At 46.8% G+C, this 26,392-nt stretch carries 26 protein-coding genes and 1 tRNA gene; 15 read left to right on the forward strand and 12 right to left on the reverse strand.

Going from position 1 to position 26,392, the window contains the following annotated elements; translation table 11 throughout:
* Positions 1-7 precede the first annotated feature (7 nt).
* On the reverse strand, positions 8-730 hold the full coding sequence (locus QVC96_RS07290) for a hypothetical protein (protein ID WP_287688740.1): 723 nt from the start codon (positions 728-730) through the stop codon (positions 8-10).
* A 160-nt stretch (positions 731-890) separates the two neighbouring features.
* Between QVC96_RS07290 and QVC96_RS07295 the strand changes: the two genes are divergently transcribed.
* Positions 891-975 (forward strand) — tRNA-Leu (locus QVC96_RS07295).
* 325 nt (positions 976-1,300) lie between these two features.
* Here the strand turns inward: QVC96_RS07295 and QVC96_RS07300 are convergent.
* Complete coding sequence (locus tag QVC96_RS07300; RefSeq protein ID WP_287688741.1) at positions 1,301-1,999, reverse strand: mechanosensitive ion channel domain-containing protein; 699 nt, start codon at positions 1,997-1,999, stop codon at positions 1,301-1,303.
* A 197-nt stretch (positions 2,000-2,196) separates the two neighbouring features.
* On the opposite strand from QVC96_RS07300, the gene QVC96_RS07305 reads away from it, so the two are divergent.
* From QVC96_RS07305 to QVC96_RS07315, 3 genes are read left to right on the forward strand one after another with little or no spacing between them, the layout of a single operon-like run.
* Entirely contained in the window at positions 2,197-2,736 is a 540-nt protein-coding gene (locus QVC96_RS07305; RefSeq protein WP_238025628.1) for a DUF998 domain-containing protein, read from the forward strand.
* A complete protein-coding gene (locus QVC96_RS07310) occupies positions 2,733-3,164 on the forward strand; it encodes a hypothetical protein (protein WP_238025629.1) in 432 nt (143 codons plus the stop codon). The genes QVC96_RS07305 and QVC96_RS07310 overlap by 4 nt, the downstream gene beginning before the upstream one ends.
* A gap of 23 nt (positions 3,165-3,187) precedes the next feature.
* A complete protein-coding gene (locus tag QVC96_RS07315; protein ID WP_287690448.1) occupies positions 3,188-4,342 on the forward strand; it encodes an amidase in 1,155 nt (384 codons plus the stop codon).
* Positions 4,343-4,377: 35 nt separating this feature from the next.
* Here QVC96_RS07315 and ppcA read toward each other — a convergent pair whose 3' ends face one another.
* The gene (ppcA, locus tag QVC96_RS07320) at positions 4,378-5,907 is read right to left on the reverse strand and encodes a phosphoenolpyruvate carboxylase (protein ID WP_238025633.1); all 1,530 of its coding nucleotides are present in this window, start codon (positions 5,905-5,907) and stop codon (positions 4,378-4,380) included.
* A gap of 57 nt (positions 5,908-5,964) precedes the next feature.
* On the opposite strand from ppcA, the gene QVC96_RS07325 reads away from it, so the two are divergent.
* A complete protein-coding gene (locus tag QVC96_RS07325) occupies positions 5,965-6,405 on the forward strand; it encodes a peroxiredoxin (protein ID WP_238025653.1) in 441 nt (146 codons plus the stop codon).
* A 212-nt stretch (positions 6,406-6,617) separates the two neighbouring features.
* Here QVC96_RS07325 and QVC96_RS07330 read toward each other — a convergent pair whose 3' ends face one another.
* Positions 6,618-8,114, reverse strand: coding sequence for an NAD(P)H-hydrate dehydratase (locus QVC96_RS07330; protein ID WP_287688742.1), 1,497 nt, complete (start codon positions 8,112-8,114; stop codon positions 6,618-6,620).
* 242 nt (positions 8,115-8,356) lie between these two features.
* Here QVC96_RS07330 and QVC96_RS07335 point away from each other — a divergent pair, with 242 nt between their 5' ends.
* The 5 genes from QVC96_RS07335 (at position 8,357) to nurA (ending at position 15,336) form a co-directional block, all read left to right on the forward strand.
* Complete coding sequence (locus QVC96_RS07335) at positions 8,357-9,067, forward strand: rubrerythrin (protein ID WP_287688743.1); 711 nt, start codon at positions 8,357-8,359, stop codon at positions 9,065-9,067.
* A gap of 81 nt (positions 9,068-9,148) precedes the next feature.
* Positions 9,149-10,627 (forward strand): DNA double-strand break repair helicase HerA, encoded by a 1,479-nt coding sequence (gene herA / locus QVC96_RS07340; protein ID WP_287688744.1) that lies wholly within the window; start codon positions 9,149-9,151, stop codon positions 10,625-10,627.
* A gap of 4 nt (positions 10,628-10,631) precedes the next feature.
* A complete protein-coding gene (gene mre11, locus QVC96_RS07345; RefSeq protein ID WP_287688745.1) occupies positions 10,632-11,771 on the forward strand; it encodes a DNA double-strand break repair protein Mre11 in 1,140 nt (379 codons plus the stop codon).
* Positions 11,768-14,344 (forward strand): AAA family ATPase, encoded by a 2,577-nt coding sequence (locus tag QVC96_RS07350; RefSeq protein ID WP_287688746.1) that lies wholly within the window; start codon positions 11,768-11,770, stop codon positions 14,342-14,344. The genes mre11 and QVC96_RS07350 overlap by 4 nt, the downstream gene beginning before the upstream one ends.
* The gene (gene nurA / locus QVC96_RS07355; protein ID WP_287688747.1) at positions 14,341-15,336 is read left to right on the forward strand and encodes a DNA double-strand break repair nuclease NurA; all 996 of its coding nucleotides are present in this window, start codon (positions 14,341-14,343) and stop codon (positions 15,334-15,336) included. The genes QVC96_RS07350 and nurA overlap by 4 nt, the downstream gene beginning before the upstream one ends.
* Positions 15,337-15,535: 199 nt before the next feature.
* Here the strand turns inward: nurA and QVC96_RS07360 are convergent, their stop codons facing one another.
* Positions 15,536-16,141 (reverse strand): class I SAM-dependent methyltransferase, encoded by a 606-nt coding sequence (locus QVC96_RS07360; protein ID WP_238026466.1) that lies wholly within the window; start codon positions 16,139-16,141, stop codon positions 15,536-15,538.
* A complete protein-coding gene (locus QVC96_RS07365) occupies positions 16,128-16,595 on the reverse strand; it encodes a hypothetical protein (RefSeq protein ID WP_238026468.1) in 468 nt (155 codons plus the stop codon). Before QVC96_RS07365 ends, QVC96_RS07360 begins: the two co-directional genes overlap by 14 nt.
* 173 nt (positions 16,596-16,768) lie before the next feature.
* On the opposite strand from QVC96_RS07365, the gene QVC96_RS07370 reads away from it, so the two are divergent.
* Positions 16,769-17,578: a CBS domain-containing protein gene (locus QVC96_RS07370; protein WP_238026469.1), complete on the forward strand. Its 810-nt coding sequence runs from the start codon at positions 16,769-16,771 to the stop codon at positions 17,576-17,578.
* Positions 17,579-17,843: 265 nt separating this feature from the next.
* Positions 17,844-18,248, forward strand: coding sequence for a Fur family transcriptional regulator (locus QVC96_RS07375; RefSeq protein ID WP_238026470.1), 405 nt, complete (start codon positions 17,844-17,846; stop codon positions 18,246-18,248).
* Here the strand turns inward: QVC96_RS07375 and QVC96_RS07380 are convergent.
* Entirely contained in the window at positions 18,229-19,146 is a 918-nt protein-coding gene (locus tag QVC96_RS07380; RefSeq protein ID WP_238026471.1) for a nucleoside hydrolase, read from the reverse strand. The genes QVC96_RS07375 and QVC96_RS07380 overlap by 20 nt on opposite strands.
* A gap of 152 nt (positions 19,147-19,298) precedes the next feature.
* Between QVC96_RS07380 and QVC96_RS07385 the strand changes: the two genes are divergently transcribed.
* On the forward strand, positions 19,299-21,059 hold the full coding sequence (locus tag QVC96_RS07385; RefSeq protein WP_425597943.1) for an ATP-binding protein: 1,761 nt from the start codon (positions 19,299-19,301) through the stop codon (positions 21,057-21,059).
* A gap of 364 nt (positions 21,060-21,423) precedes the next feature.
* Here QVC96_RS07385 and QVC96_RS07390 read toward each other — a convergent pair whose 3' ends face one another.
* From QVC96_RS07390 to QVC96_RS07400, 3 genes are all read right to left on the reverse strand, one after another.
* Entirely contained in the window at positions 21,424-21,750 is a 327-nt protein-coding gene (locus tag QVC96_RS07390) for a hypothetical protein (protein WP_238026473.1), read from the reverse strand.
* Positions 21,751-21,782: 32 nt separating this feature from the next.
* Entirely contained in the window at positions 21,783-22,277 is a 495-nt protein-coding gene (locus tag QVC96_RS07395; RefSeq protein WP_238026474.1) for a CBS domain-containing protein, read from the reverse strand.
* A 230-nt stretch (positions 22,278-22,507) separates the two neighbouring features.
* Positions 22,508-23,479 (reverse strand): metallophosphoesterase family protein, encoded by a 972-nt coding sequence (locus QVC96_RS07400; protein WP_287688748.1) that lies wholly within the window; start codon positions 23,477-23,479, stop codon positions 22,508-22,510.
* A gap of 214 nt (positions 23,480-23,693) precedes the next feature.
* Here QVC96_RS07400 and QVC96_RS07405 point away from each other — a divergent pair, with 214 nt between their 5' ends.
* Positions 23,694-24,323: a 2,3-diphosphoglycerate-dependent phosphoglycerate mutase gene (locus QVC96_RS07405; RefSeq protein ID WP_287688749.1), complete on the forward strand. Its 630-nt coding sequence runs from the start codon at positions 23,694-23,696 to the stop codon at positions 24,321-24,323.
* Here QVC96_RS07405 and QVC96_RS07410 read toward each other — a convergent pair.
* Together QVC96_RS07410 and QVC96_RS07415 are read right to left on the reverse strand one after the other, a co-directional pair.
* Entirely contained in the window at positions 24,276-24,989 is a 714-nt protein-coding gene (locus QVC96_RS07410; RefSeq protein ID WP_238026478.1) for a D-aminoacyl-tRNA deacylase, read from the reverse strand. The two genes, QVC96_RS07405 and QVC96_RS07410, sit on opposite strands and share 48 nt — an antisense overlap.
* A 45-nt stretch (positions 24,990-25,034) precedes the next feature.
* A complete protein-coding gene (locus QVC96_RS07415; RefSeq protein ID WP_238026480.1) occupies positions 25,035-25,916 on the reverse strand; it encodes an NAD(P)/FAD-dependent oxidoreductase in 882 nt (293 codons plus the stop codon).
* A gap of 59 nt (positions 25,917-25,975) precedes the next feature.
* Here QVC96_RS07415 and trxA point away from each other — a divergent pair, with 59 nt between their 5' ends.
* Complete coding sequence (gene trxA, locus QVC96_RS07420) at positions 25,976-26,392, forward strand: thioredoxin (protein WP_238026481.1); 417 nt, start codon at positions 25,976-25,978, stop codon at positions 26,390-26,392.

Here is a 26,392-nt window from a genome sequence, read left to right on the forward strand (position 1 = left end):
GTATCATTCACAGAACGGGCTTGAAATACTCCAGAGACGTGGTGGTCAATATTACATCTATGTGATTCTTAAGATCGTGGAGCACCTCCATTATTTCCTTTAGATACCTATCTGGGATGGAGAACTCCATAAGGAAACTGGTTCCTTCCCCAAAGCTCAGCCATGCGGTATATCGAATGAAGGGAATGGTCTCCAAGTTTTCCTTTATATCCGTGTAGGGCGTCCTGACCAACAGGACGAAATCTCTTTTCCCGTAATCTACGATGAACCCTTGTATTATTCCCTGATTTAGTGATACCATCATCATCTCGTTCAGCGTTTTGTAGCTCCTGAACCTCGAGAAGGGAAGGGGTTCTGTCTCTCCAGCGTACTGAAACTCGTATACCAAAGGCTCCCATTTGGAGTCGAGAGTCATATCCCACTGGTCTTTCTTTTGGTCATAGGCAAATGGGTTGCCTGAAAAGTTTTCGATCTTGATTACGGGTACTCCCTCTTCCACAAGCGAGAGGGATGACTTACCCTTTAGACTCTGCCTAATGTACTTACCAATCTCACGCTCAAAGGAAATCTTCATGAAGCTGTTCCCTGGGATCGGGGTGAAACACAGTTCCCTGATAGACTCCATGTGCGACAGTAGTTCCTCCTTCCTCTCTCCAAAGATGTTGGCCAGTAGATCTAGATTGGGACCAAATCTGCGCAGGGCTTTAACTAGCTCTGGAAACTTAAGCATCTGAGAATTTTACTCTAAAAAAGATTAAAACCTTGCCACTATCTTAAACCCAATCGAGGACGCGGTCAGCGTAAAGGCAAATCCTCTGCCTTGTGGATCGTCCATATCCGGTCAAATACGAAAACGTTATTATTTGATTTCTGAGGATTAATCAGTAAGCGCGGGGGTGCCCGAGCTAGGCCAAAGGGGGTGGACTGAGGCTCCACTGGAGTAGTCCTGCGCGGGTTCAAATCCCGCCCCCCGCATCCTCTTGTAGGATAGGAGACTTGGAAAACAGAAACTAGGCTAGCTCGCGGGGATAAGGGAATGGTCTACAATACCCATAGCGTCAAGCTCGCATAAATTCGTCTTATAGCATTGTGAGTTAGTACTGAAACTGCTTGAAGCTTAAAATATGCCAACATGACGACACTATGGCTAAATCTCAGAGTTTCTTCCTAAATGGGTAATTAATTACCCACTGGTCTGGTCAGTGGGGCAAGGGCCCTCTCCTCTACCGTATTAAAGAAAAGGTCTTACTTGATTACGTGAAAATCAGCGGGTCTGGCTAGTTCTTCTATGCTGTAAGGATCATTTACCCTGTTGAACCGTCCCCTGTCCAGATTGAGGCTGTGAGGCCGTTTGCTTAGGATAGAGGTATATCTTGTTTCCAAAAACTACGTTGTTGGGTATAATGGCGATTGTATTGTCGTTCTTGGCTATGTAGGTGAAAAGGGTCGTAATCTCCTCTACAATTCCTTCATCGCCAGTAACGCTGATGTGGTCCTTTATTTTGAAGGGCCTAGATAGTAGAAGAAACAGCCCCGATACAGCCTGACCCAACACCTGCTGTGAGGCGAAGCCCACTACTATCCCTATGAATCCGCCCAGAGCAACACCGCTGGCACCACCCGCTACTGCCCCAGCGATGGCTGCTACAAGGACACCCACTCCCACAAGCCTGAATATACTTCTCATTGAGGCTGAGGTGGAATGGTCGTATTTCAATCTAAGGTTCCAATATATTACCGATATGAATCCCTGAATTATCAGATATCCAAAAGCCAGGGATAGCAGGATGTTAACGTAGGGTTGATAGCCTGAAATTGATTGGTTGGAGAGTGAGATGTAAGGTAGCTGAAGCCTTATGGATGCTAGGAACGGGAAGAGAAGATTATTTACCAAGGCCTCTACTACAACAAAAAGAACAATGTAGAGAACCAGTTTTCCTGTGCTTTCTGCGATCTTCTTCCTTATCTCGTTAATTGATGTAATATTTTCCTCCTTCATATCTTTCCCCAAGAAATCTGTTATTTTATATGAGAGAAAATAATAGATCTATCTTTTAAGTTCTCGTATGATTGAGCGAGGTAGACTCAACGTGTAACTTCATGTCCTACAAAAAGGATCAACTGTTGTATAACCCCTGTTATTCAGTTGGCTAACCCCTGGAGAATTTATAATAATGAACTTGGAAGTTAATTAAGATGAGAAATACAGCCCTTGGAGGCGTTCTTCTCGCAATAGGGGTTATACAGTTCTGGATTTTGATGTTGATCGCGGAGGAGCTGTACCCTGGGTACAACTTGGATCATAACTACATCAGCGATCTGGGAGTGGGCAGAACAGCGCCCATCTTCAACTCCTCCATCATAGTTCTCGGGGTGCTGGTTGTAGCCTGCGGGATTCTGATGTCCAAGAGGTCGATTTCTCCACTGTTAATCATAGGCGGATTGGGAATGATAGGTGTGGGGATATTTCCAGAGACAACCGGTACACCACATCTTATCTCAGCGTTAATAGCCTTCCTATTCTCCGGTCTGGCATCATTTCCAGCTTTCAAGCTCTCCAGCACTCCCTTGAGATACTCCTATCCTATCCTAGGGATCATTTCCCTAGTGAGCCTCTTCCTTTTCGTTTCTCACAACTACCTTGGCCTAGGGCCTGGTGGTGTGGAGAGAATGATCGTTCTTCCTGACATTATCTGGGCTATCTCATTTGGTTCTTCGGTGGTGAAGGAAAGATGAGACTAAGGCAACCTCCAAGGATAAAGGTTCTTGAGGCGCTGGGGGCAATAGCTGATCAAAGGGTGAAGAAGGTTAATGAGCATTACGAAGTAGTTTCGTCAGAGGGTGACAGGAAGTACACAGTGAAGGTAGAGGGAGACAATGTGTCCAGCGACGATAACGGGACTAGGTACAGGAACTACGTAGGTTACCCCATCATTGCGGTGTTAATGCTTGAGGGTAGACTTCCATACGACGATGAGCTGGCAAGGGCGTTGGCGGGTATACCATGGAGGAAACTTAATGAGGAGATGAAGGACTACTCCAAGGTTGAGGAAATTGTGTTGGAGAAGGCCGAACAGAAAGGCGTAAAAAGAGAAAGGATAGAAGATTTCGTGAGTAAGGTGATGGAGGACGTTAGAAGACTTAGACTCAACAAAGTTACCTGAACCTCTGCAGAGGATAGATGAGGATGTCATTAGAGAGATTGAATTCTCAATATAACGCCTTCATCACTTTCCAGGAAATGAGAGGAGGGCAGGGACCCCTCTCCGGTTTAACCTTCGGAATAAAGGACGTGATTGAGACTGCTGGAATTAGGACCACGGCAGGATCCAGAATACTCTTGGAATACGTTCCCAGAAGAAGCGCTGACATCGTGGATAGGATTCTGAAGGCCGGGGGAACCATCCTGGGGAAGACTAACACTCACGAGTTCGCCGTTGGGGCCACCAACACTTCCTCCGTGTCGGGTCCCGCAAGGAATCCCAGGGATAGGGAAAGAATTAGCGGAGGGTCAAGCGGAGGTTCTGCGGTGGCAGTTGCCCTCAGGATGATAGATGTTGGGGTGGGGACGGATACTGGTGGTTCAGTCAGGATACCTGCTTCTCTCTGCGGGGTTATAGGTTTCAAGCCCTCCTATGGAATTTTCTCCACGAGGGGAGTTATTCCCTTCAGCTGGTCTCTAGATACCCTCGGCTTTCTCACAAGGGACCATGAGACCCTATGGAGGGTTCTAATGGCCTTAACTCCGGTGGAGAGAAGGAAGGTTTACTTACGCTCTCCGAGGACAAAGCTCCGGGTGGGAGTTTTCCTCTTTGATGAATTCACCTCGGACCTACTGGAAAAGGTAATGGAGTATTTCCCGCAGGCTAAACCTGTTAACCTTCCTAACATGCTGAGATATGGGAGGTGGGCTAGGAGGGTGATAGCTACCAGTGAGGGAGCTTCCTACCACTTAACTTGGATTAGAAGTAAGGAGGACATGTACTTTCCTGACGTAAGGGATCTCCTGAAGTCTGGACTAGATATTAGGGCTGTGGACTACTTGAATGCATTAAGGTTAAGGAGAGTTATCCTAGAGGAATACGTCAATGCCTTTAAGGAAGTGGACGTGATACTCTCCCCTACAACCAGAATACCTGCCCCCAAGATCTCAGATGTGCAGGGAAAAGAGAAGGAGTTTAGGGAGGATCTGGTCGCCAACACAGAGCTGTTTAACCTAGTTGGTGCACCCTCCATAAGTATTCCCTTCTTGGAAAGGGACGGATTGCCCATGGGACTCATGGTAAGCGGAGAGCCGTATAAAGACGGTGTTGTTTTAGAGGTGGCCAAACAACTATTATAAAGATTAGGAAGACCTCGCCTTCAGAGCGGAGTAGTTCATCCAATTGACTTTCTTATTACCGCCATTTCCCTTGCATACTGCTTCACTTCATTGTACTTCTTTTCCTTTAGGGATAGCAGAAGGAGCTGTGACAGCAGGGCATGCTTTTTGGACTCATAACTCCTGGGTCCTATCTTTACGCCCATGCTTTCCAAGTATTTTATGTCCTCCTCCAGCTTCTTGGAGATCTCACCATCCAAGAATCCATACGATACAAGGGTCGAGAGTCCCTCAGGGTTAATGAACTCCGAGGCCTTCTGGAGGTCGTTCTTAAGGAACTTATAGTTCTCCTCCAGGACATTCCATTGAGCCTCGTTTAACCTGTTTAGCGAGGAGATGCCGATTACCTCTGGAGGTAAACCTACGCTGTACAGGGAACCCACGAAGGTGATAGCTCTCGGTAATATCACCTTTCCTGTGCTCCTTGCGTAACCAAACAGACTGATGTGAAGCTTCCTGGCCCTTCTCCTGGGTAAGTGCAGGGCTACCGTGTTGATAAGATTGGCCATACTCTCTATCACTGGTTGATAGGATGAGGTGTAACTCTCGATAATATCCCTTATAACCTTCTTTTCCTCGTCGCTAAGTATTCGCGGTTCCTTCACCTCCTCCCTATTTATGTGGGAGATCGCCCCCTTCACCTGTTCCTCGCTATAATCGTACTTGAAGGCTGATTGAATGGTGAACGTGTAAACGCCTTCATACTCCTCCATCACCCTCTGGTAATTCTCTGGACTCAGGTGGCCCCTGAAGGGTAGGGAACCAACGCCAATAATAGGAAAGATCGGGATTCCCAGTTCCTCCGCCAGTTTACCGGCCTCACTCAGGGCATACTTGGCCAGCAAAACTGCCGTCAGCATGCCGTAATTCATCGCGGGATCAGATCTGGCAACGAAAAGCCTCATGTATGACGGTTTAATGGCGTGGTAATAGCCCTCGATGATGCTTCTGGTGTTGAGAAGGGAGTCCTTGTCCTCTATGAGCGGGATGACCTCTATCCTCTTGGGGTAGATCTCGCCCACCAGATCCCTCACGTAAACCCCATCCTGAAGCTCTATGTTTTCCTCCATGGCGACGGCTCTCTCGTAATATCTAGCCACGGAGATGATATCGCTCGCGTTGGTGGTGAAGGGAAGGATAACCTCAAATACAGGTACAACTTTCCTACCGTAAAACTTCTCAGCAACGTCAAAGGTAATGGGTATACTCTCCATGGTCTCGGCAAACACCTTCCTCTCTGCTCCCTCTATCTTGGGATTTGGCAACCTATAGGTGAGGAAAAGGTCCTCACCTAGGACGTTGGCCTTGAAGTATTCGTCAAAGGATGAAAATAACTTTCTGACCACGTGGGTATCAACGTCCTTGCCCTCAGCATCCCACATTACCTCTTGCACGTTGAGGTTGGAGAAGGCGTAATATGCCTCCACTACTTCTGCCTCTCCCTCAATAACATCTCCCTTTGCCCACTCCGGCACCGTCGCATTATCAGGGTGTTGCGTGGACATAGTCCTGGGTATGGGTCGCATTTCTTGAGAAATACTTATCAATGCTTTTAAGGTTTTACAGTTAAACAACTTAACATGGTGGATGTAGGTCAGCCCGCGCCTGACTTTGAGGCTGAGGGTTCAACGGGAAAGGTTAGCCTCTCCAACCTGAGAGGCAAGAAGGTGGTACTCTATTTCTACCCCAAGTCCTTTACGCCCGGATGTACAAGGGAGATACAGAGGTTCGTGGAACTTTACGATGAGTTCGTGAAGGCCGGGGCGGAAGTTATAGGGGTTAGCGTTGACTCTGTGAGCACCCAGAAGAGGTTCAGCGAGAAGTACAGTGCTAAATTCCCTGTAGTCTCAGATAAGGAGAAGAAAATTTCGTCTTCCTATGGTGTTCTGAACGAGAAGGGAACCAGTGCACAGAGGGTCACATTTGTAATAGACGCACAAGGTGTGGTCAGGGCAGTTCTAAGGAACATGAAGAAGGCCGAGGATCACGCCGACAAGGCCCTTGAGGAAGTTAAGAAGATTTAGATAAATGTAACGTGAAACGCTTCGTGCATGAAGTCACGTTATTTTCTGGTTCGTAGGGCAGGGCTCTGAAGACATGGTGTCTTGGCTATACCTCATGACTATGGAATAGGTTAACCATAATGTTTTGCACGAAGCGACTCAACGAAAGGAAACCAAGGGCCAGGAAGACCTTCTAATCCAAGGATTTTTGCGTAAAATGTCCCGAAGCCCAGTTAACCGGATATTACCCTCCTGTAAACCCTTTCCCTGAAAGCGTTCACTGGATCATTCAACACGTGGGGAATCTTAGACACAACGTCTGAGGCAGTTAGATGTGCGCCCAGCTCCCTATATGCCAGTGTGCCAGAGAGGCTATTCACCAGTGCTCCCAGGCTAGCCGAGGTGAATGGGGGGTACCCCTGGGCCATAAAAGTAGCTATTATCCCGGTCAATGTGTCTCCGGTTCCTCCGGCTGTCATTCCAGGGTTTCCAGCCTTGTTCAGCCTGAATGCATACCCATCACTAATGATATCCAGATAACCCTTCAACAGCACGACGCAGTTACAATCCCTGGCCTTCTCCATCACCTGATTTATCCTTTCCCTTTCACTCTCCCTTGGCTCCTCACCAAAGAAGATCTTGAACTCCCCGGGATGTGGAGTTACTACCACGTTTTTTGAGAGCTTGGAACCCTTCATTATTTTTAGACCGTCTGCGTCCAGCACAAGTGGCTTCCCCAGTTTCATCACCATCTCTACAAAGGTAGGAGTTGCCTTAACTGTCTCCTCCTCTAGGCCCAAACCCGGTCCAAAGACCACCGCATTAGCCTTCTCCACCCACTGTTGCAGTTCCCTGATATTGCCCTCGTTGAAGTTCCTCCCCGAGAGTTTAATGGCGATCAGATCTGGCGAATAACCGGAGATAGCCTCAGCCGTTTTCTCGGGAGACGCCACGTAAACCAGATCTGCGCCCGTTCTCAGGCTGGCCATAGCCGAGAGTGCAGGTGCACCTGAGAAGGTTGAGCTTCCTCCAACTACCAGAACCCTCCCTCCCGCGCCCTTCCTGCTTTTCATCTCCCTCTGTTTCAGTGATAGCAGGTCACCGGGCCCTACGTAAATTGAGGCCTCTGGAGGAATTCCAATTTTCTTCACCACATATCTGAAGTTATACTTCAAAAGTCCTGGTTTAACGTCATGGAAGGTCACCACGAGATCCGGCGACACAAACTCTCCTAGGGCCTCCCCGCTGTCTGGATCTATCCCCGACGGGACGTCAATGGAGACTTTGAACCCCTTGGAGGCATTGAAAAGGGAGATAGCGCGATTGAAGGGATACCTGATCTTTCCCCTCACCCCTGTCCCAAGCATTGCGTCAATCAAAACGTCTCCCTTTACAGGAGAATCGAGGTTATCTATGCTCATAACCCTTACAGAGAAGTCCATGTCTGTTAGCGCCATGTAGTTAACCTGAGCGTCCCTGTGCTTTATCTCTCCCATGGTAATCACTGTAACTTCAGCACCCCTATCTGCAAGATGCCTGGCTGTCACCAGCCCATCCCCTCCCTTTCCACCATGACCAACGAAGATCACCGCTTTGAGCGAGGTAGTCCCCATCTCCCTCTCTATCTCATCAGCCACAGACCTCCCGGCACTTTCCATGAGCTGTAGGGTTGAGACGCCAAGGGCCTCCGAGTTAGCCTCCAGGATCCTCATCTGAGAAGAAGTGATCATGTGAGCATGAGCTCTTCATGGATAATATTTTTTCAGGTTCGAGTTACATTATCATCAATCAAAATTGGAGTCACTCATCATCTAAGTTTAAATAGTTCAACATGAAATTAAGATTGTCTGTAAAAAATCTTTATCTGTGCTGTGCATTTTTAACCTTATTACTGATTTTATGGGATATGTATTATAATGGCCAATAATCAAAGTTTATTAGCTTGTGATAGTTCGTGTATATAGTGATCTATATGACTCTCGGAAAGGAAACCGAAATGGGTCTAAAGGAGCTTTTCAAGGCAAACGCTGAGGATTATATGCTCCTCAGCTTCCTAGCTGATAAGTTAGAGGCTGCGGGCAAGAAGGAGGAGGCAAAGATACTTAGGGAGAAGGCGAGAGTAGAGTTCGGACATGCTAGGGGAATATTTGAGAAGCTTTACCTACACGCAGGTAATTCTATGCTCAACGAGTTCACCAGGGAAGAGGCAGATGAGCACGTCAGCGAGTACAACAACGTGGCCATGAAGGCCAAGGCAGAGGGACACATGGACGTAGAGGCCATGCTGTGCGCCTACGCTGAACAGGAGAAGGACATCGCTGAGGCAACAAAGAGAGTCTCCGCCATGCTCAACGAGTTCACCAGGGAAGAGGCAGATGAGCACGTCAGCGAGTACAACAACGTGGCCATGAAGGCCAAGGCAGAGGGACACATGGACGTAGAGGCCATGCTGTGCGCCTACGCTGAACAGGAGAAGGACATCGCTGAGGCAACAAAGAGAGTCTCCGCCATGCTCAACGAGTTCACCAGGGAAGAGGCAGATGAGCACGTCAGCGAGTACAACAACGTGGCCATGAAGGCCAAGGCAGAGGGACACATGGACGTAGAGGCCATGCTGTGCGCCTACGCTGAACAGGAGAAGGACATCGCTGAGGCAACAAAGAGAGTCGCCAAAGCTCTTTAAATCTATTTCCCTTTTTCTCCTCGTGTATTACCCCTTTATCTACTGAAATCGCTTTTATCCTTCAGAGTCCTTTATCTACTAATGGTTATTGGCTACGTTATAGGCGAAGCCACCCCTCAGGACGCTTTAATGCTTGCTGAAGAGCCGGTGAGGGTGGGACGTTACGTCATTCTTGAGTATGACGGAGTGAAGGTGCTAGGCCTGGTCACTTCTGTAACCAGGGGGAGTCCTCTCCTTGATCTAACCCTTAATGACATAAAGATTGCTCAGAAACTGAAGAACCTTGATACCTCAATTCCACAATTCGTTAAGGCCAGGATTAAGCTCCTCCACGAAATGGGCTCAGGGACAATACCTGATCTTCCACCAGGGCCGGGAACACCAGTTCGATTGGCCGAGGAGGATGAGCTCAGGGACATCTTCTCCGATGGGGATGTGGTGATAGGTTCCATAATTGGGATGAATATCCCAGTGAGAATTAGGGTTAACTCTCTCTCTAGACACCTGGCCATCTTGGCCGCCACGGGTAGCGGAAAGTCAAACACGGTCGCAGTCCTCTCCCAGTCCCTCGCCTCAATTGGCGGGTCAGTGGTTATCTTTGATTATCACGGCGAGTATTATGGCTCCGATATAAAGCCTCTAAACAATATTGAACCCAAGTTAAATCCTTTACATTTAAAGCCCAAAGAGTTTGCAACACTTTTAGAAATTAGACCCAATGCTCATATACAGTATAGATTTTTAAGGCATGCCTTCGTCTCCTACATTGAAAAACTAAGAGAGAAATTGAAAGAAGGGAACGCGGATTACAATGCGCTCAACTCGGAATTTGTGAGTGAACTAGAGAAGGAAATAGATGAGCTACTCGGCGACGAGAAACAAAGGAACCAGAAGGACGCAGCGGACGAGGTTAAGAACAAGCTGGAGGAATTCGTCGATAGATACGGTGACGTAATCGATCTCACAGTCCCTGATATTACCTCCAGGATCAGGCCCTCAACTGTGAACGTGGTTGACATCAGTCATATGGACGAAGATGCCATGGACGCGGTGGTATCTCACTACCTGAGGAGATTGCTGGACTCAAGGAAAGAGTTTAAACATAAGGGGACGGGCTTAGGTTTTCCAGTTGTTGCGGTTATCGAAGAGGCCCATGTGTTTCTGTCAAAGTATCAAGATACCCTCACCAAGTATAACGCCTCCAAGATAGCCAGGGAAGGAAGGAAGTTCGGGGTGAGCATGGTCATAGTTAGCCAGAGGCCGAAGGGACTGGATGAGACCATCCTTAGTCAAATGACCAATAAGATCATCCTGAGAATGGTTGAGCCCACGGACAAAAAGTATGTGCTTGAGGCCAGCGATAATCTGACCGAAGACCTAGTGGACCAGCTTTCCTCCCTGGGAGTTGGGGAGGCCATCATGATAGGTAACTTGGTCAAGTTGCCTGCTTTCATAAAGATTACAAGGTTCACTGGAAGGTTGGGCGGATCAGATCCAGACATAAAGGGGGAATGGAGCCGCTTCCTGAACACAGGAAAGGTGGACGTTGAGTTCGGGTGAGATCGTGATTCTCCACATCTCGGATACTCATCTTGGAAGCAGGAGGTACAACAGGGACTCACGGGAACAGGACGTTTACGACGTTTTTTCTCAGTTAATAGATGTGGCCATAAGGGAACACGTGAGGGCCATAGTGCACTCAGGGGATCTCTTTGACGTGTATAAACCCGGGAACAAGTCACTCAAGTTCTTCGTTGATAAGGTGAAAATTCTCAGGGATAAGGGGATTGATTTCATCAACATCCCTGGAGATCACGATACACCCAAGGTGAGGGATGAGGTATATACCCAGAGGTTGCTGGGGGAATCCCTGGGCCTGATCAAGATGCTCCTGGGGGATCAGGATCCCAGGTACGTGGAGATAGACGACGGTGGAGTTAAGGTCAGGGTTTACGGGATCAGGAGCATGAGCACGGTCTTCAGAGATAACCTCCTGAATCTTTTGAACTCCCTGAAACCAGAGGGAGAGAGGAACGTCCTCATGTTGCATCAAGGCTTCAGGGAAATGTTGCCCTACGACAACGCCTGGCAACTGGAGATAGGCTCCCTCCCAAGGGGGTTTCAGTATTACGCCTGTGGTCACCTCCATTCCAGAGATACAAGAGTCCTACCCTGGGGGGGCATACTTGCGGTGGCCGGTTCACCGGAGATAATAAGGGAGGAAGAGATTGAGGGCTGGATGAAGAACGGTAAGGGAGGTTACCTCGTGGATCTCAGTAAGAAGGAGGTGGAGGTGCACAAGGTTGACGTTGACGTCAGGCCTCAGGAGGTGGTCAGGATAAACACTGCCACAGTGGAGCAGGATATAGAGAACATAAAGAAGAAGTTCAATTCCAAGAGGAAACCGATCCTTCACGTAATCCTGGAGGGGGATTCCAGCAAGAGGGGAATTGCCATGAAGAGACTGAGCCTCCTCACGGAGGTTGCAGAGTTTTACAGGATCTACAAGGACGAGACCACAGATTCCCAGGTGAGGGAGGTTCGAGCAGAGAGCAAGGGAACCATCTCGGAGTTAATAGCCGATTACCTTAGGAAACAAGGCTACAACGACGAGGAGGTGAAGCTAATCCTGGAGGTGATTAGCAAGTATGATTCGGACGAGGCAGATGAAATTCTCAAAAGGTTTGCGGAGATGGAAAGATGAGGCTCGAGAGTGTTTCTCTTAAGGACTTTTTGAGTCATGAGAGGACCACTGTCTCCTTTAAGGGAGATATTAACGTTATAGTGGGACAGAACGGTGCGGGGAAGAGCTCCATCATAGAGGCTATCGTATTTGCCCTGTTCAGGGAAGGGAAGGGGAAGCAGGATGAGATGGTCAAGAAGGGTAAGACCACGGCGGAGGTGGAGTTGCTTCTAAAGGACGTTAACCTTGAGGCAAAGGTGCTGAGGAAGATTCCTCCTGGAGATCTGCTGTACATCAACGGTAAACTGACCGCCAGGGGTACGAAGGAGGTCACGAGAAAGATAGAGGAGCTGGGCCTTAACAGCAAGGTTGTAACTTCCACCATGATAGTGAAGCAGGGAGAAATAGAGACGATTTTCGATAATTTGACGGACGTGCTCAAAAGGGTTATGATGATAGACAACCTTGAGAAACTCACGGAGTCTGGGGGAAGGATCAAGCAACTGATGGACAAGTATGAGATGGAGGTCAGGTCTCACGAGGCATACGCGGAGAACCTCAAGAACTTCCAGGAGGAGAAGAACAAGCTGGAGGGGGAGATTTCTTCTCTGCTGAGAAGGATAGAAGGGATAAGGGAGGAGTATCGTAAGCTGGAGGAGGAGCAGACCAGGGTTAAGGCCGAGGTGAAGGACCTTGAGGAAAAGCAAAGGGTCTATGATACTCTGATCTCCAGGAAAAAGGAAGCGGAGGACGAGTTGCAAAGGATGACGAGGGAACTCAAGAACCTGGAAGGACTTGAGGAGAGGATAGCCAGCCTGCAGTCCAAGGAGAGGGAGCTTGATAGCAAGGTTGCAATGAGGGGTGATATCGTTGACCTAGAGAACAAGGAGAGCAGGTTGGCCGAGAAGAAGAGTGAACTGACGAAGTTGGAGAAACAGAGGGACAGGAAGAACCAAGAACTGGAACTAAAGAGGAGCCTTGAGCCCAAACATGAGGAGTACCTGAGGGTGAAGACTAGGCTAGAGGAACTGGAGGAGTATCACGATAGGTTCACCAAGGTTTCAACCAGTCTCAATGACCTCCTCGAGAGCAAGAAGAGGACTGAGCTGGAACTTGAATCCCTTCCCAGGCTCGAGGTAGAGAAAATTCAGGCACGGCTGGATTCGGTCTCGAGAGAGCTTGATAATGTAACATCACTCTACAACGAGAGAAAGGTGGAACAGGACCAGGTCAGGAAAAGCCTTGACGCTCTCCTTTCAGCCACTGAAGGGAAATGTCCTGTCTGCGGTGGTCCCCTAGATGACCTTCACAGAGAGGAGCTAACTAAAAAGTACAGCAATCGTCTGGGAGAATTGAGCAAGGAGCTCAAGGATCTGGAGAGGAGGCTGGATAGCCTTAGGAGGGAGAAGTACTCACTTGAGGACGAACGAGAGAGGGCCAGGGAGATGGAGGTAAAGAGGAGGAACAAGGAAAATGAACTGGAAAACCTCTCCGCAAGGATCTCTCAACTGCAGACGGAGTTAGCCAAGCTAGGGTCACTGGAGGAAGAGTTCAGAAGATTGCAGCGCGAGAAGAAGGAGCTGGAGAAATACGAGAGTGAATATATGAAGGTTCAAAACGCAAGCAAGACCGAGGTAGAGGAGCTTGAGGATCAAATCGCCGCGTATACCCACGAGATAGCCACACTGGAGGATCAGATTGCCCAACTGAGGGAGAAGGTGGGAAGTCTAACCAAGGAGGAGGTGGAGCAAGCGAGACGCCTCCTTGAGAACATACGTAAGGAGCTCCCGGAGCTACAGAGAAAGACCGGAGAGAAGGCTAACCTTCTCGCAAGGAAGAGGGAACTGGAGAAAAGGATAAACGAGCTGTCCACGCAGATTCAGCTTCTGGGATTCAGGAAGCAGGACCTTGAACTGAAGAAACGTGAGCAGGAGACGTTGAGCAAGCAGATGGCAGACATTCAGCGGGATATTGGAACCTTAGAGGGCAAACTGACACAGCTCAAGGAGAGGTACCAAGTGGTGGAAAACTCGCTGGCTCAGTTGCAACAGAAGGTTAAGGAGGTGGAAAAGATGAGAAGGGCGAAGGAACGCCTGGAAAAGCTTAGAAAGGTACTCTCCGAGGGCATGCTACAGTCCTATCTTATTTCCACGCTTAAGGGAAGAATTGAGAACAACCTTAATGATATAGTATCCATGTTTGACATCTCCTACACAAGGATACTGGTCAACATGACACAGACCAAGACCCTTACCGGAAAGGTGGAGCTCACTGCCCTCAATCAGTCTGGTCAGCAACTTCCCGTAAACATGCTGAGCGGTGGAGAGAAGATAGCGGTAGCTCTGGCTCTGAGGCTGGCAATAGCCAGGGCCCTCACGGGAGAAATGGGTTTCATGATTCTGGATGAACCCACGGTCCACTTAGACTCCATGAGAAGAGCTGAATTGCTTTCCGTGATAAGGGAGTCAATGAATGTCGTTCCGCAGATAATAGTGGTGACCCACGATGACGAGGTACTGAGGATAGCGGATTACGTCATCAGGGTTGAAAAGGCGGGAGACGTCAGCAGGGTTAGGGAGGAGGTGGTCCAATGATAGAGAAGGTCTACCAGGAACTGATAATTAAACGTTCAGAACTGCTAGGAAAGCTGAATATTGTTCAAGCAGATCTCGATAAAAAACTGGAAACATTGGTTAAAAACAACTGGGAAGAGTTCACCCCCTCCTCTACGATAAGGAGGAAAATGGTTGCAGTTGATGGTGGACAATTTGTAAAGGAGTTAAGGACCGGGACGGTGTTTGTGCTGAATGCAGAAGCGCTCATAACTGAGGGAGTGCAGATACTGAACACGGACCAGGAGGTGAAGGCGGGGGTATTCAGGCCAGGTAATAAAGCTAAGGAAAGGGTGGGAGAGCTCATGGCAATCATGGAACTTAAGCTCGCCCTTCAAAACGGGGGTAGCGGAACCTGGATTTTAATGGATGGCAGTCTAAAGAAGAAACTCGGTGAGGTGAAACAGCTGGACGCTAACTTTGAATTCAGGGAAGGCGAGATCACATCCCTGAACCAAGAGGATGAGGACATAATGCTGCTCCATATGGTCTACGAGAAACAGGTATACCTTTCCCAGTTGCTCGATAGATTTGGCTCAAGAACCGTGTGGATTTCCAAGATGAGCAGGACCAAGGACCTCTTTCACCAGGACTTGTCTGATATCACCCTTCTGGAAACCTTCACAAGAGGCCCTGGTTTCTCGACGGTAAAGTGTAGACCTCTATTGAGGAATCAGGTCGAGGACCATGATAGGAGGAAATCCCTGGAAGGGGTGGAGGTGTGCAGTTTTTACGCAAGGCTTGATCAGAACGAGAACGTGCTCAGGATAGACCTGATAGGCAGGCCTACTACAGGTTTCATAAGAGATCTGCTAAATGACCTTTACTCGGTCTCCGTGAAGGGCTATCCATATCCGCTAGTTAGGGTACATTATGACGTGAAGGTGTCTAGGAACGATAGAAAAAGGATAATTGAAATGTTGAACCTTAGAAGGAGGAGAGGCGTAGAGTGGTGGCCCGGCCAGTTCTACTAAAAGTTTCAGGATGTAGTAGGAATCATGCAATGTTCCTAGATTTTCTCAATAAGTTTGGCTAGTTGGGTAAACGTTAAAAATCGGGACCAAAACATTAAGAATAGGTAGGATCACTCCTGTGAGGGTGCCTATCAAGGCAACCGTGAGCAGGAGGCCGGTTTCACATTCTAGGAAAACGGATGTATCACACGTGTACTATCTACTGCGCTACCTTTACTCCTTCAATGCACATGAAAGCACCTTCTCCATCACTTCTGGGAAGCTCAGGGACCTCCTCTTCGTCCGGTCCGTAATTAAGTACCGAGACTGTCTGCTTGATCTCAAAATACTTACCAACTAGGTTCAGGAAGTCATGTCCTGAAATAAATCGAGCCCGAGAGTAATATTTATGGCCCTTCTTACCTAGGTCAGAATAGAACCTTCCCCAGTTCGAGTCAGCCCTCACTATACAACCCACAAACCTGTTTCTGGTAACCCTTTTCACCTCTGCCAGGAACTCCTCCAGCCTCTCAATAAAGCAGATGGTAACGGACGAGAAGACACAGGGGAAGGCATTGTCCCTGAAGGGAAGGTGATGTGCATCCCCCAGCACCCTATCCCCCTCCACGAACTGGAGCATGAACTCCGAGATGTCTAGGGATACCACATTTCCACTCATGGATTCGTGAAACACTGAAGGTCCAGATCCCACATCCAGACAGTCCTGAAGCTTCAGAACTTCAACTGCCCTCCTTTCGTTCTCGTAGGTAATGCGATGAGTATTATACCAGTTTAGGTATCCCTTTGGATCGTCAAATGCGGTCAAGATTATCCTGATATCTAATGAGGACTTTTATTATATTAATCTTAGATTCGATTTCGTTAAGGGTATTTATTAACTCCTGCCTTCTCCTCTTTAGAACCAGTGAGGAGTAAAGCATCTCCCCTATCTTGCTCTCAAGGTTGAAGATCTCTCGCTCTATTCCGTTTTTGATAGAGATGTATTCTCTGAGTAATTGCAGAAGTGAGGTGTTAACGGACCCCTCAATGTTGGATCCGTAATAGGGACATAGGTAACAGAGAATTGGGTGAGGCGAAATGTTCTCCCCCACGCTCCAGGCCTGAAGTATCCAATCCTTGGTTTTTACGAGCCTGCAGTATTTCCCATCAAATTGGTTGCACCTGTTTCTCCTTATCTCTCCGTCCTTGATGGTCCTTTCGTAGTTCGGTATTTTTGAGGAGAGATAGATATCTATTATGAGTCCTCTGAAATCATCCATAACTAAATAAACATCTTCTTCGAGCTAAATTAATCTTCACTAAAACCCCCTGGATCTAGGGCTTCATGAGGTTTCAACACGATAGAAGGCCTTATGGTAGCCCTTCGTGGCTCCTGGAAACATCACCTCACGAGTGAGACAGGATTTTAATCTGGAAATAAACTCTATAACATATGGGAATCGTACGCGAATTTGCGGTTTTGAGGCCTTTCGATACCCTCCTTTACGCCTCAAAGCTCATGGTATTGGAACACGTTCCGAAGTCAATAGTGATAGACGAGAGAGGAGTCCCCGTGGGTACTATCACTCAGAAGGATATAGTGAAGTTCGTATATCAGATGGGCGAGGACAGACCCATGGAGAACGTAATGCTGTCGGAGGTAATGCGAAAGGACGTTACCTGTGTCAGTCCAAATATAGATCCCTTCGACGCGGCACAGATAATGATAGATAAGAAACAGCCACTCTTGGCGGTCTGTGATGATCAGGAGAAGGCCCTTGGTATCATAATAAAGAGCGATCTCAGTAACTTCTACGCCTCTCAGGTAAGGGGATTGCAAAAGGTCAAGGACTACATGAGCTCACCTGTGGTGACCATAGACCCCCAAGCAAAGTTATCTGAGGCTGTGGAGAAAATGGTTGAGAGCAACCTTAGCAGGTTGGTGGTCTTCACTCCAGGTAAGGTATTGGGCGTAGTAACTACCACAGATTTGCTTTACATGGCTGCTGCCCTGAAGTACAGGGACCTTAAGATAGAAGTTAGGGACGTAATGAGCCCCAATGTCATAGTGGTTAACAGTAATGAGGATATGGCCAACGCCGCTAGGTTAATGGCCTCAAGGAAAATAAAAGGGATTCCCGTCATGGATAAGGAAGGGAAACTGGGAGGTATAGTTACCACTACTGACGTTGTTAGAGCCATGATGGATCAGAGCGTTAAAAAGTATCTATATGAGGTGAAAATGTACACCTCCTCCTTCTAGGTTTTTAACATTACGACGAAAAATGTTTTTACCACTTGTCGAGAACCCAGGATATATTCAGTCATCCTAATCCATCACATGATTCCATATGATGACTGGACCGAGTGCGAGAACTAGGCATGATCATTTCCCATGAGCAGGGGTTAGGCCTCTAACCATAACTATCATAAAACTTAACTCATAGCTACGCTCAATACCGCTTTAGTCCTCTTCCTCTCTCGGTTAAGCTTAATTTTAATTACTCCGACTTCGTAATGACTATATAATGGAAGTCGATATAGCTGAAATGCTGAGGAAGAGGGGTTTAAAGGTAACGCCCCAAAGAATAGCGGTGATAAAGACCATGATAAAGGGCGGTCACTTCAGCGGAGAGCAAATTTTCAGCGAGCTGAAAAAGACAGAACCCAGCATAAGTCTTTCCACTGTCTATAATGCGCTTGAAACGCTGGAGAAGGCGGGAATTATAAGGTCGTTTGAAGCTGGAGGAAAGACATGGTATGAAATGAGAATGGAACCACACGTTAACGTATTCTGCGAGGATCTGGGCGACATAGTGGACGTTGACCTAGACCTGAGATTCCTGGAGAGGAACTTAGAGGAGAAGGGGATAGAACCAAAAAATCTCAGCGTGATAGTTTACGCCGAATGCTCTAAGATGAAGAAAGTATAGATGTTAATTTCTCATAAAACTTCTCCGAGTCTGCCTTGAGTACAACGTTAGCGTTTTCACCTCCCTTACTGTACCAATCTACAAGCATTGCCCCACGGGATAAAGAGCACAGCTCCACGTCCACCTTGAACTTCCTCTGTTCTAGAATGGCCGAACCATCAAATGCCAAGTACGTGGTAAGGGAATCTGGGTGAACACTGCCCCTGTTTCCCTGTTTCAGTGAGAATTCCAGTAGCGTTTTGTTCACCCTCTCAAAGAACCTAGATAGCGCGGTATTCATGGATCTGATCCTTTCCCATTTGGCAAGATCCAAGGTACCATACTCCTCTGTGGTCTCCCAGGGGACAATGGTTACGTCAAACCCCGCATCAAGAACTACCTTTGCTGCCTCTGGATCTACCCAGAAGTTGAACTCCGCTATGGGGGTGGTGTTTCCCCGGGTAAATGCCCCTCCCATTATCCAGACCTTCCTTATCCATTTTGTTATGGAGTGTTCCCTTAGATAGGCCAGTGCCAGATTAGTCAAGGGAGATATCGCCAGTATCTCTAGCTCCCCTTGATTTTCCCTGGCGAGCCTTATGATCGCATCTATAGCGTTCTCCTTCTCCGGTCTCTTTGTGGGCTCTGGAATATCCCATTCACCCATGCCGTGTTTACCGTGCACTTCCTCCACTGTTCTCCACTTGTTTAGTATTGGTCTATCCTGCCCTAAGTAAACGGGAACGTCCTTCTTCCCTATATATTCCAGCGTGAATAGCGCGTTTCTGACCTGGTCTTGATATTTGACGTTTCCCGCAACTATGGTTACACCCAAGAGATCAAACAATCTAGAGGCCAAGAGTATGGCGATCGTATCATCAGACGCAGTGTCCGAATCCACTATTACCTTACGTCCCATAACATGACTAGTGCAATGGGGTTAAAATGCGTAATTCAGATCGGGCTCATTAATTGCTTAACTGGGTTTTAATCTTTAGAATTCTTCAATCTCATATTAAACCAGATGAAAACTTTGAGATAATTTTTTTAAAGGATGAAAACACCATTCGTATGATGAGAGTTAGAATTAGCAATATAGGTGGAATAACTAGCCCTCTCGACATTGACCTGAGCAAGGGGGTTAATGTATACACCGCACCTAACGCTTATGGGAAGACATCATTATCTAGAGCTTTGGTTTCCATGTTGACCTCAGAGGTAAAGCCAGAGGACCTCCTTAACGTCTTCTCGGACTCTGGTTACATCGAGGTCAGGTATAATGATAAGGAGTACTACAGGAGGATTAAGAGGGTCAAGAACAAGATAGCTGAAAACGCTAAACTGATCATGGACGATAAGAGGGCACTGCTCCTTTCGTACTTCTCCCCTGAAAACAGGTTACTTAACCAGGTCCTCGGTGGGCAGGAACAGGTAGAGTGGTTCATATCTTCCACATCTGAGATCGAGAAAGTGAAACAACTCAAGATTAACGTTGACGAAAGACTGAAAATCCTGAAGGAAGAGCACGAGGAATTAAAGGGCAAGTATAAGGATGCAGTTACGATCCAGGCTGAAATAAGGAGCATTGAGAACGAGATAGAAACCCTCAAGAAGGAGACCGAGAGTGACAGGTTGATAAACAGTACCACTCAGTCCATTTCCGTAACAAGGCAGAATAAGCTGGCAGAGCTAAACTCAAAGATTGAGCAGAAAAAGAAGGAACTCCTAGACCTTCAGACCAAGCACACTAGACTGGAACTGGATATTCAGCAAAAGGAGAGCATGATAACTCCAGAGATAAAGAAGATATTTGAGGACCAGCTCAACGAAATAAACCAGGAACTCCAAAGGAAATCTGCTCTTAGAAATGAGACAGAGATAGGAATAAGGGTCCTGGAGAGAGTAATGGATGAAATCAAGGACGCGGAGAAGAACCATCTGGACACGTGTTACGTCTGTGGCAGTCACGTAGATCCAGAGATCTGGAGGACTAGGATTGATGTGATCTCAGAACAGCTAAGGATGAGGCAGAACTCCTTTGAGAGTGTGAAGAAGGAAATAGATGAGCTAAACAGGAAGAAGGATGAGATCACTAGGAAATTAGCCGAGTTTGAGAACATAAGAAATGAGGTTGCGAAGTTAAAGACCAAGAAACAGGAGCTCCTAAACAGGATGGAGATGGTGAAGGAGCAAATTGGAGAATTGGAGAGGCAGAAGAGGGAAATGGAGGACAGGTTCAACAAGAATTCGGAGATGATAAGGGTCACGGGTCCCGAGAACGCAGTTACCAAGAGGATAAACGAGTTAATGAACAGAAAGAGTCAGCTGGAGTACGAGTTGGCTAACCTTGGGATTCCAGCTTCCACCCTGAACAAGATTAAGGAGAAGGAAAAGGAGATAGAGGAACTGGAGGCCCAGTCACAGGAATTGCAAAGGGAATATATCAGAAGACTGTCAGTGGCAAAGGAGGAATTTACAAAGCTGGCGAATTCCTTAATGAGGGAACTGGAGTTTAACCTTGAGGCGGAAATAACCCCAGACTTTCAGTTGGTGGTTAAGAAGAATGGGACCCTAATGGACCTGAGAAAGCTCTCATCATCTGAGAGGACATCACTAGCTCTAGTGTTAGTGGTCACGGCAATAAAGTCGTACTTTAAGACTCCATTCTTCATTGTTGACGAGTCATTCATGACCTTCGACCAGAGACGTTTCCAGAAGTTGGTAAACTACCTTTCAGGCCTCACAGACTACATTATAATCACGAGAAGCGACGAAAATGTCAATCTGGTTAAGGAGGAGAGAGAGGAGACTCAGGTTTCGCCGACTCAATGAAAATATATTTTAAACTTCCGACTTCAGCGTTTGTTTATCCCTGATCTTAGTGTCTCTCCATCATTTTCTAGACGTTGAGGAATTTTCCTTTTATATGGTGAGAGACCTAAGCTTCATGGGTAAATACTAGGCCTTTACGCTTCGGGGCATTATGGAGAGAACGGCCTCGCCAAACGCGATAATGTCTTCATAGTTTCATGGTGTCATAGCGTTTAGCCCAGGTAATCGGTGTGAAGTAATAATCAAGATAACATGAATACTAGTCATGAATACTAGTTTGGTAACATGATCGCTTTTACTAGCAATCAATTCTCCATCCAAAACAAAGGTAAAGAAATTGGATGTAAATAAAAAGAAGGGATCTTCATGGGCTCCAGGGTATCTCTAATTTCTTCATTAGCATTTTGTTCAGATCAGTCCTGACAGCATCATTAACCTGCTCCGGAACGTTGGCTATTGGGGTGAACCATCCAACGGAGGTTGACATTCCCAGTTCCTCAGCCCTATCCTTCAACCATATTGCCACAGCCAGCGCTGCCATAGTGGGTTTAAAAATAACAATGGAGGGTCCTATTGACGAACTTGATATCTTGACTGCGTGCCTTGAAATTGTCTTCCACCTAGTTTTGGTTATTATTCTAACTAGCTCCTTGGCCCGGTCTTTTTCTCCTATAGCATAAAATATTATCATATGTAGAAAACAGCTAAAACCGTCTTAAAAAATTAGCTAGACCCTGTTCCGCAATTGCAGTATCCAAACTCATCTATCTCCAGTCCACAGACAGGGCATATAACTCCACTACCCTTAATCTCTGTCCACTCCTTTCCGTACTGTAAAAAATGGGAATCTGACAGTGCTCTGGCTAAATCCCTGATGGAAACAATCCCCACTACTTTCCCATCTTTCCCAACCACAGGAAGATGTCTGAAACCGTTCTCTAGCATGATATTTACCGCCTCCTCCACAGTAGTGTCCTCTGTCACTCCCTTCACGGAGTTAGTCATGTAGTCCCTGACCTTGGCGTCCACTCTCTTATCTGCTAACGCCCTCACCATGTCTCTCTCCGTAATTATTCCCACAACTTGGTTTTTCTCATCAACCACCAACATGGATCCCATGTTATGGTTCTTCATCTCCAATGCCGCTGCAGTTATACTGTCGGATTCCTTGACCACGTGAACAATTTTTGTAGCTATTTCAGAAACAGTTCGACTCATAATCTTTAAATCGATTTAGGTCAATAAAAGCCTTTTTGTACGCATTAAACATGTAGTTAATGCATTGAGATTGCAGGAAAAGAAAATGAAATGGGATATCCGGGAGACTTGAGTGAGAGATATGGTAAAACCTAAGAAGTATATCACCTAATGTCCTGTTTGCTTCCAACGCAAAAATCCTGGTAGTCCCTTTGTTTCACAGTTACTCTTTTCCAGACGCTAGACGTCTCTTACCCTATGATGAACTGATGAGCCTTTATCTTTCCCTTCTCTAGGATTATGTAGGCCGCGTGCAAAATACCCTCGTTATGTTCACTGCCGGGATTAAGAACAAGTGTCCTGCCCAGCTTATCAAACCCCCTTGATTCGTGAATATGACCGTGAAGACCTAGGAGGGGCTGTTCCTCCTCTATCACCTTTCTTACGGAGACGGAACCAACATGCGACATTACCACCTCTCCTCCCTTTATTACAGGTTTCAGGTCAGGGGTTAGAAGGGGGGCACTATCAAGGTTGGTGTTGTAAGGGGGAGCATGTATATTGAAGATGGCTTTCTCGATATCAGAGATCTTCTTTGTCTCCTGCTTCAATGCGGTATAGATTTTTTCCTCTGGCATCTCCCTGGGCGTGTTCCATGGGGTCGGATTAACGTAGCCAAAGGAGATCATTTCATGCTCCCCAAGTTGTACGACCTCTCCCTCGCATTTCTTCATGACCTTGCTCTCCTCGATAACGTCAAACAGATAGAGAGGATCGTCATTGCCCAGGTTAACATATAGGGGAATGTCCACGTCCTTCAACTTCTCCTCAGCTATTTTGGACCAATTTCTCACTACCTCAATCATGGAGGTTTTGAAGGCTTCGTCCACCTTTCGTTTATCCTCCTTCATTTCCTGAAGATCCTTTCTGTCCACGATTACGTAGTAGTTCCCCTGCTTTCTGATCTCATCAGTTATTTCCTTCAATCCCTCTCTTCCCACCACCTTATCATCGATCATGTATTTACCCTCCCCTATGTCCACTATAGGGGTAAGCGACTTACCTGCAATATCGCCACCTATGATGAGGTAATTTACCTTATAAATTTTCCCAGCATTTAGGAATTTCTTGAAAATAACGTCGGATCCGTGAATGTCGGTAGTGTAGAGGATTTTGATCTGACCAGACATCTCCTGATTGTTGTTCCTCTTAAACAGGCCCACGAACAACTTTGCAGTAACGAGGATTTAAAATTATCCTAGAATTCAATGAAAATACTGGTCATAGTTTAACGGGGTTTAATATTCAGGAATGCCTACAATGGTGTATCATTATTTATAACACATTCTAGCTTAAATTAGGATAAAGAATACAGGATGTGAAAGGCTAAATGGCTCAGTTTAATCTTTTTAATACCGCCGTAATAATGAACCACAAATGACGATTATAATATTTATAAGACATGGCCAGAGCACATCTAACGTTGGCAAGATCCTCTCTCATGACGTTAATAACTTCCCCTTAACGGATGAGGGTCGGGAACAGGCAAAAAAGACAGCCCAGGAACTCAAACGAATAAAGGTTGACGCCATCTTCACAAGTCCTATTCTCAGGGCATATCAGACTGCCAGCATTATAGGGGATGAACTTGGAATTATCCCAGTCATAGATGAAAGATTGAGGGAGAGATGGTTGGGAGAACTGAATAACAAGAGATTCGACCCAAGCGATCACTGGAAGCTAAAGATTGCGAGGGGACAGCTTGAGGTGAAGAACCTGGAGCCCTGGGATTCGCTGAAAAGGAGGATGGTGGAATTCATTACCTCTTTGAAGAACGACCAAGTGGTAATAGCGGTCAGTCATTATGATCCAATTCGGGCCGCCATAGGGCACATCCTCGATCTGGATGACATATCAGCGCATGGTATATCCATACCCAACGCCAGCATGACGGTGATCGATTTTTCCTCTTCTCCTAGGATACTGGCCATAGGTTCTCCTATTCTTTCTCCTTCTCTGCTATCTAAACTCGATAGATATATTATTAGAGCTCAGGATACTGGTTAGAATTTCCCTTTTTGCCCTTGGTATACTATCCAGAATAGCGGTTCGAGGTCTCGTAATATTACGTTCCAGAGACTGTAGAATAACATTCGAAGATAATTCTGATATATAATGTTTAGAAATAATATGGGAAATACAGTTGTTCTGGGCCAAAGTTGAGGCTAGCTTAGAGTAATGCGGGCCTCCGTATATTAATATTGTGTTCTGGCACTCCGTTTCCTCTATCATTTCTATGCCCCGTAGAACTGCCTCAACCAGCATCTTCACCAGTTTCTCGTTATTCCACATCTGAGGATCGCTCCCTATTTCCACGAACGTGATAGGTTTGGTTATGCCTGTAGGGCCGTGGTGGGTTGCCTCTATTACTTTATCAATGTTGGCATCAATGCGACTCATGGAACGGAATACTGAGGTAAGCAACTTGGCGTTGGCTATTCCCAGGCTCTCTGGCTCACCGCCCATGGCACTCTTCCCGGGGTTTCCGGGATGGTGCACGGTAAAGGATGGGGTCTTAGAGGAGCTTTCATGTCTGCAGATGATTACGATGGAATCACCCCTTGAGTACGAGAATTCTGTTACGTCCTCATCGATCTCCTCGAAACTGTATCCTAGCCTCTTTATGGTTTGCCCTACGGGATCCTTTGAGGATATGATTACACTGACATCCATCGGGATCCTAAACCCTCACTTCATAATAATCCTACCGTGACATCATTAAGCTTCGATCAGACTCTTCACTTTCCTGGCTAAGATCGGGGCCATAGCCCAACCGAATCTGTGACCCGTCGCCACTATGGCATTATCATAAATCTTCTTGATGAGGGGAGACTCAGCGGTTACTGCCCTGAATCCTACCCTGATCTCAAGCGGATGGATCACTTTCCCCGTATATCTCCTGAAAACTTCAATGGTTCTTTCCACTTGGTTCATTTCCACGCCTGGATTGGAGGAAGGGTATGAGTCTCCGTTCAGAAGGGCATAGGAATCTCCCTCAACTCCGAGCCTGTCCTCGAGCATCAGAATGTTTCTTATCCCCAGGGGAGAGGTCTTCACAATATGTCCCTTGTAGCTCGATACTCTCAAGTTGCTCAGTATGCCCTCTGGGTCGTTACCCACGGCTAGAACGTAGACGTCAGCCCTTATCATTCCCTCATCCGTTTTCAACCCTGTCACACTATTACCTTCTACTTCTAGGGAAGTTACCCTGACTCTCTTCACCACACTGTTAAGTTTCTTTAGTAAGTCCTCCCCATTCACATGTAACCCCTTTCCCAGTACTTCACTTTCGTGGTGCAGGCAGGGTTCTATCTCTGCAGTCTCCCTTGAAGTCAACACCCTGTCACCCTTGGGAGGTACCCTAATGATATCCTTCCAGAATACCCTTACCCCAAGCTCCTCTGACAGTTTAACATATTCTTGTGCCGATTCCTCACATTCCTTTCTTAGGTCTCCACACAGCGGTGGCATCACGTTCCATAAACTGCTCATGGAATTTCTGGGGGGAACATCCCTGTCCACGACCGTCACGTCATCTCCCAAGATATGACTCACCAGAAGACCCGTGATGCCCCCTCCCACCACAACTATTCTTTGCATATGATTTTGTTTCTTTCTTCAATATAAACTTTTTAAACTCGATTTCATTAAAGTGATTTATGAGCGTAGAAAACGATCCTGAACTTGAAGCATTAATACGGAAAAAGATTAAACAGATGATGAAACAAGGAAAGGACATGGAAAAAGAACAAAGGGAATTAATAGCCCACCTAGATTCAAGTAATTTTGATGAGTTCCTCAAGAAGAATAAAGTTGCAGTGGTTGACTTTTGGGCTGAGTGGTGCGCTCCATGCCTCATATTAGCTCCTGTGATAGAGGAGCTTGCAAGGGATTACCCACAGGTAGGATTCGGCAAGCTGAATTCTGACGAAAACCAGAGTATTGCCGGAAGGTATGGGGTTATGAGTCTGCCCACAGTAATATTCTTCAAGGACGGTGAGCCTGTGGATGAAGTCATAGGTGCGGTTCCAAGGGAGGAACTGGAGATCAGGTTGAAGTCATTGCTAGGCGAGTGA

The sequence above is a fragment of the Metallosphaera javensis (ex Sakai et al. 2022) genome (assembly GCA_021654415.1).
In the GTDB taxonomy this organism is placed as follows: Archaea; Thermoproteota; Thermoprotei_A; order Sulfolobales; family Sulfolobaceae; genus Metallosphaera; species Metallosphaera javensis.

What these genes read in the sequence shown, in the direction of transcription:
- QVC96_RS07290 (WP_287688740.1), bottom strand. Translation starts at nt 730, where the DNA reads ATGCTTAAGTTTCCAGAGCTAGTTAAAGCCCTGCGCAGATTTGGTCCC.
- QVC96_RS07300 (WP_287688741.1), bottom strand. Translation starts at nt 1,999, where the DNA reads ATGAAGGAGGAAAATATTACATCAATTAACGAGATAAGGAAGAAGATC.
- QVC96_RS07305 (WP_238025628.1), top strand. Translation starts at nt 2,197, where the DNA reads ATGAGAAATACAGCCCTTGGAGGCGTTCTTCTCGCAATAGGGGTTATA.
- QVC96_RS07310 (WP_238025629.1), top strand. Translation starts at nt 2,733, where the DNA reads ATGAGACTAAGGCAACCTCCAAGGATAAAGGTTCTTGAGGCGCTGGGG.
- QVC96_RS07315 (WP_287690448.1), top strand. Translation starts at nt 3,188, where the DNA reads ATGTCATTAGAGAGATTGAATTCTCAATATAACGCCTTCATCACTTTC.
- ppcA (WP_238025633.1), bottom strand. Translation starts at nt 5,907, where the DNA reads ATGCGACCCATACCCAGGACTATGTCCACGCAACACCCTGATAATGCG.
- QVC96_RS07330 (WP_287688742.1), bottom strand. Translation starts at nt 8,114, where the DNA reads ATGATCACTTCTTCTCAGATGAGGATCCTGGAGGCTAACTCGGAGGCC.
- QVC96_RS07335 (WP_287688743.1), top strand. Translation starts at nt 8,357, where the DNA reads ATGACTCTCGGAAAGGAAACCGAAATGGGTCTAAAGGAGCTTTTCAAG.
- herA (WP_287688744.1), top strand. Translation starts at nt 9,149, where the DNA reads ATGGTTATTGGCTACGTTATAGGCGAAGCCACCCCTCAGGACGCTTTA.
- QVC96_RS07350 (WP_287688746.1), top strand. Translation starts at nt 11,768, where the DNA reads ATGAGGCTCGAGAGTGTTTCTCTTAAGGACTTTTTGAGTCATGAGAGG.
- nurA (WP_287688747.1), top strand. Translation starts at nt 14,341, where the DNA reads ATGATAGAGAAGGTCTACCAGGAACTGATAATTAAACGTTCAGAACTG.
- QVC96_RS07365 (WP_238026468.1), bottom strand. Translation starts at nt 16,595, where the DNA reads ATGGATGATTTCAGAGGACTCATAATAGATATCTATCTCTCCTCAAAA.
- QVC96_RS07370 (WP_238026469.1), top strand. Translation starts at nt 16,769, where the DNA reads ATGGGAATCGTACGCGAATTTGCGGTTTTGAGGCCTTTCGATACCCTC.
- QVC96_RS07375 (WP_238026470.1), top strand. Translation starts at nt 17,844, where the DNA reads ATGGAAGTCGATATAGCTGAAATGCTGAGGAAGAGGGGTTTAAAGGTA.
- QVC96_RS07380 (WP_238026471.1), bottom strand. Translation starts at nt 19,146, where the DNA reads ATGGGACGTAAGGTAATAGTGGATTCGGACACTGCGTCTGATGATACG.
- QVC96_RS07385 (WP_425597943.1), top strand. Translation starts at nt 19,299, where the DNA reads ATGATGAGAGTTAGAATTAGCAATATAGGTGGAATAACTAGCCCTCTC.
- QVC96_RS07390 (WP_238026473.1), bottom strand. Translation starts at nt 21,750, where the DNA reads ATGATAATATTTTATGCTATAGGAGAAAAAGACCGGGCCAAGGAGCTA.
- QVC96_RS07395 (WP_238026474.1), bottom strand. Translation starts at nt 22,277, where the DNA reads ATGAGTCGAACTGTTTCTGAAATAGCTACAAAAATTGTTCACGTGGTC.
- QVC96_RS07405 (WP_287688749.1), top strand. Translation starts at nt 23,694, where the DNA reads ATGACGATTATAATATTTATAAGACATGGCCAGAGCACATCTAACGTT.
- QVC96_RS07410 (WP_238026478.1), bottom strand. Translation starts at nt 24,989, where the DNA reads ATGGATGTCAGTGTAATCATATCCTCAAAGGATCCCGTAGGGCAAACC.
- QVC96_RS07415 (WP_238026480.1), bottom strand. Translation starts at nt 25,916, where the DNA reads ATGCAAAGAATAGTTGTGGTGGGAGGGGGCATCACGGGTCTTCTGGTG.
- trxA (WP_238026481.1), top strand. Translation starts at nt 25,976, where the DNA reads ATGAGCGTAGAAAACGATCCTGAACTTGAAGCATTAATACGGAAAAAG.